Origin of the sequence: Viridibacterium curvum (genome assembly GCF_039544165.1) — a bacterium.
Classification (GTDB): domain Bacteria; phylum Pseudomonadota; class Gammaproteobacteria; order Burkholderiales; family Rhodocyclaceae; genus Viridibacterium; species Viridibacterium curvum.
Genome location: NZ_BAABLD010000025.1, coordinates 1 through 4,237, shown reverse-complemented (window position 1 = coordinate 4,237; position 4,237 = coordinate 1). Strand labels below are relative to the sequence as shown.

General features: G+C 53.0%; 6 protein-coding genes. 5 read left to right on the top strand and 1 reads right to left on the bottom strand.

Annotation, left to right across the window (positions count from 1 at the left end):
- Positions 1-279 precede the first annotated feature (279 nt).
- Together ABEA02_RS19970 and ABEA02_RS19965 are read left to right on the top strand one after the other, a co-directional pair.
- Positions 280-975 (top strand): DUF1444 family protein, encoded by a 696-nt coding sequence (locus tag ABEA02_RS19970; RefSeq protein WP_345534919.1) that lies wholly within the window; start codon positions 280-282, stop codon positions 973-975.
- Between the two features lie 105 nt (positions 976-1,080).
- Positions 1,081-1,425: a hypothetical protein gene (locus ABEA02_RS19965; RefSeq protein ID WP_345534917.1), complete on the top strand. Its 345-nt coding sequence runs from the start codon at positions 1,081-1,083 to the stop codon at positions 1,423-1,425.
- Between the two features lie 80 nt (positions 1,426-1,505).
- Here ABEA02_RS19965 and ABEA02_RS19960 read toward each other — a convergent pair whose 3' ends face one another.
- Positions 1,506-1,856 carry a hypothetical protein gene (locus ABEA02_RS19960; protein WP_345534915.1) on the bottom strand — a complete coding sequence of 117 codons (351 nt, stop codon included), beginning with the start codon at positions 1,854-1,856 and terminating at the stop codon, positions 1,506-1,508.
- A gap of 97 nt (positions 1,857-1,953) precedes the next feature.
- Between ABEA02_RS19960 and ABEA02_RS19955 the strand changes: the two genes are divergently transcribed.
- From ABEA02_RS19955 to ABEA02_RS19945, 3 genes are all read left to right on the top strand, one after another.
- Entirely contained in the window at positions 1,954-2,415 is a 462-nt protein-coding gene (locus ABEA02_RS19955; RefSeq protein WP_345534914.1) for a DUF4259 domain-containing protein, read from the top strand.
- 103 nt (positions 2,416-2,518) lie between these two features.
- Positions 2,519-2,920: a hypothetical protein gene (locus tag ABEA02_RS19950; protein WP_345534912.1), complete on the top strand. Its 402-nt coding sequence runs from the start codon at positions 2,519-2,521 to the stop codon at positions 2,918-2,920.
- 105 nt (positions 2,921-3,025) lie between these two features.
- Positions 3,026-3,466: a hypothetical protein gene (locus ABEA02_RS19945; RefSeq protein WP_345534911.1), complete on the top strand. Its 441-nt coding sequence runs from the start codon at positions 3,026-3,028 to the stop codon at positions 3,464-3,466.
- Positions 3,467-4,237: the final 771 nt, after the last annotated feature.

Here is a 4,237-nt window from a genome sequence, read left to right as displayed (position 1 = left end):
TTGGCCAGATGCCTAACCCTGCAGTCGAGCGGGACAGCCAACAAGCTGCGCTTGTTGGTTCCCTCCGCGCTACGCGCTCCGGCTGCCCCTCACTTCTACGTTAGACGTCAAATGCAGATCCTTCTCCGACGACTCGCACTATCCATACTTTTTTGTTCTTCACCTGTCATGGCCTGCGACATTTCTCCACTTCAGTTTCAATCAGAAGCACTCGCATTCCTAAGAGTCGAATACCCCAGCCAGCAATTCTTAGCGGGCCCAAGCGTTGAGGAGATACGCATGGGCAAAGCCATACTCGGCCTGCAGAACCTTCTTGCGAAAATTTGCCAAGCCAACCCTCCCCTGAGTAAGTCCGTCCGGCAACAGGAGATGCGTACTCACTTTCAAGCAGTGATGCAGTCGCTCAAAGTCAGGGAAGCCAAGGCGCCTCACGAGTGGAAGGAAGCAAAAGAAGCCTTGTTTCCACAGCTGATGCCCAGTGACTACTTGAAGTTGCTTAAAGAGAAGGCGCTGATCACTCGCTCGTTTGTAGCTGGAGTCGAGCTCGCAGTAGTCGTTGATACCAAGGATGGTTATGGCTATGTACGTGATGAGGATCGCGCCCGATGGAAAGTAAGTGAAAATGAACTATTCGATGCAGCCTTGAAGAACCTCAATGAGAAAAAAGGAGGTACAAAACTTCAAGGCGGCGGTGATCCCGAGCGCTTCTTGGCATTCGAAGAAGGAGACGGCTACGATGCCGTACGCGTTCTTTTGCCTTGGGTCAGGCAGGAAGCCGCGAAATTTCTCGGGGATCCTTTCTTTGCCATTGTTCCGAACCGCGATTTTTTGATCATGTGGAGTACGAAGAACAGTGCGAAATTTCAGAACTTCGCGAAAACGAGAGGGGCCGAAGACTTTAAAAGTCAGCCATATCCACTCAGCCCACTCACATTGCGGGTCTGGGCAAATGGCAAGATCGAGGTAGCCCCATGACGTCTAACCCTGCAGTCAAGCGGACCGCCTGCAAGCTGGCGCTTGCAGGTTCCCTCCGCGCTGCGCGCTACGGCGTCCGCTTACTTCCACGTTAGGCGCTCACGAATGGTGATGTTTGAATCCGAGGCCGATTTAATAGCAACGATTGCGCAGCACGACGCACTGGTTCGTCAATGCGTTGCTGGCGAATTGTCCTTCTTTGATTTTTGCGAGAAGTACAATGACTTCTATGCTTATTGGGCCCTTGATGGACATGAGTCCGACGAAGAGGAACGCACTCTTCTGGAAAAGCACGACAGTCTCATCGAGCCCCACCGCGTAATCGCATACGAAATACTCGGGAAGTTGTGCTCAGATGAAGACGCGAAACTCGATTCGTATATAAACGCAGGGCGATTTGGCTCAGCAGAAGCCATGAAAAGGCTAGCTAATGTCCGAGTCGGCGCCTAACAACTCCGTCGAGAGGGACGGTTTGCAAGCTGCGCTTGCAAATACCCTCCGCCGCTTCGCGGCTACGGCCGCCCCTCACGTCAAACGTTAGCGGGCAAACCAATCTGCCATGTGTGAGCAGTTATTTCCGCGCCTTGATCGTCACTGCCGTAGGCAATGGCAACCCACGACAAGCAGCTACTGTTGTCCTCGTGCCGAACGCCGTTCAGGTACTTCAAAAACGTGGCGCGCAACCCGTCAAACAGGTTGCTCTCTTCCCATCCTTCCTTGCTTCCATCAGGGCAAACAAGGAATGTGGCGATTCCGTTTGTTGCGTCTTCGCTTGGCCCTATCACGTCAAGCCCAATGGCTACGGCATGCTGCGCAGCTTCAATCAGTGCTTCGCGTTTCCAGCTTGTTACCACTATTGCATCGTGCCGCATGTAACCCATTTTCAAAACCTCCTGTGCGCGGGCACCAGCCCGCTAACTACTCAATCCAGCGGACCGCAGCAAGCTGCGTCCGCTGATCTCAAACGTTAGCCACACCATGAACCGTCGTGATTTTGTAGCTCTCGCCGCATTGTCCTCTTTCATGTCCTTTGCAAAGGCAGGCGCATGGGAGTCAGGAAGTTTTGACAATGACGACGCTCTCGATTGGGTGGGTCAATGCGTAAGGTCCAAGGGCACTTCCCTGATATCGGCCACACTCACAGCTGCGCTGGCCGATGGCTATCTTGAGGCGCCTGAATGCTCAGCCGCAGTTGCTGCAGCGGAAGTAGTCGCGGCTTCGAAGGGCAAAGCAAGTAAGTCACTCCCCAAGGAGCTATCGTCCTGGTTGGAAAAGCAGCACAAAGAAGAAATTGCAAAGCTTGCCCCCGTAGCAACTAAAGCCGTTTCGCGCATCCTGAATGGCCCCAAGTCGGAGCTTCAAGAGCTATGGCAGGAAAACAAGAAAGATTTCCCCGTTTGGAAGAGCCAAATGCAAAGCCTCATTGCGAGGTTGAAGTAGTGGCTAACAATTCCGTCGAGAGGGACCGCCCACAAGCTGCGCTTGTGGGTTCCCTCCGCGGCTTCGCCGCTGCGGCGGCCCCTCACGTCAAACGTTGGGCGTCATGAAATCAGACATTGTCTCTAAAGCCATTGGGCTCGTTTCTTCCGCTCCGGAACTGGGGCCATATCTAACCGCAATACCGGAAGCGGTCGTGATGCCCTTTGCTCAAGAGCACGACAAGCACTACCTTTGCATCGTTCTTCACATCACAGAAGAAAAGGTAAGTCGTGAGGCACTTGCACGGTTCTGCTCGCACGCAATTTCCCTGCTGGCATCTACGGGCGTCCTGCATGATCTTCAGGGCATCGAGCTGTTCTTAGGCTCGGCCAATAAGAGGCTCATGAGACTGAGCGTCCTTGCGGAGTCATGTGAGAGAGCTTCACACTTGATGCCAGAGGATCTCAATGAAGGCATATCATCGCCTGGCATTACTTGCATCATGTACCAACCTTGGCCCGTATGAGACTCAATAGGGCTAGGGCTGTGCAACCAATGACGCCCAACAATTCAATCCAGGGGATCGCCAGCAAGCTGGCTCCCCCTGATTTCAAACGTTAGCGGGAACATTATGAACCCCACCCTTGAGGCCAGAGCCGCCAATTTTCCTCGCTTCCTTGAGGAGCGAATGCCCGTACTGGTTGAATTCGCCGAGGCTCTTGGTGGGGCTGAGCCGCATCGTATACTCAAAGAACCAAACTTGTTCCTGCCTGGCATTAGCGAGTGGCTTACGCATCAAGCCATCGCCCCTGAGGATCGCCCTTGGCTCGTTACGCGTTTGGGTTACTTTGTTGGCGAACTATTTGTTACACAGTTCAGCGGCGCATGGCTCCTCAATGAGACTTCAGGATCAAGGTATTTTGGTCGGTATGTCGTGGGGCAATTTGCCGCGTTCTCAAACCAAAACGCACAATTTGATCCGTTCGACGTGGCGATGGAGGCCATTTCGAATCAATCTGTCTCGCTTGAAAGCTTGTGCTCAGAGGTGTCGAATGCACTGCGGGCTGCGTGATCCCGCTAACAATTCCGTCGAGAGGGACCGCCTGCAAGCTGCGCTTGCAGGTTCCCTTCGCGGCTTCGCCGCTACGGCGGCCCCTCACGTCAAACGTTAGGCCATGACAAATATGGCACAAATGAGCGCCCATGAAATCACATGGATCCCATGGCGAAAAGCACCACGACTTTGGACTTTATACGAGTGCCATTTTGACAACTTCCCCTTTGATGAAGCTCTAGACATATTTCATGCGAGAAGCACAAAGGTCAAGGCAACTATTGGAAATCCAAGGGCGTATCGATGCTTTGTGGTAAGGCTTAAGTCGGGTCGCCACGCAGCCATTACCAACTATGATGATTTCCCATACACGCTAGGGTTCTTACTTCAGTTAGAGGACCCAGGGGGATCCATGCTCCCAATAGCTTACATGGCAGACCTGTATGAACTTTTGGCACCTCTTTGTTTGCCGATACCAGACAAGTCCAATGTTGGTTTTCCTAGATGGATATAGAGGAAGAAATGGCCAGATCACAAGGAGCAGCTGAGAATCGACAGTCGCGCAGTCTCAAAGTTGAGGTGCAATACAACGATGCAAACATCGCCTAACCCTACAGTCAAGCGGACCGCCACAAGCTGCTCTTGTGGTTCCCTTCGCGCTCCGCGCTACGGCGTCCGCTTACTTCCACGTTAGGCATCAACCATGAAGATCGGGTGTCATTGCGGGTTCGTCATTCCAGATCAAACTGACTTCTTGTCATACAAGGGCCATCTCGTCGCCGATCAGGA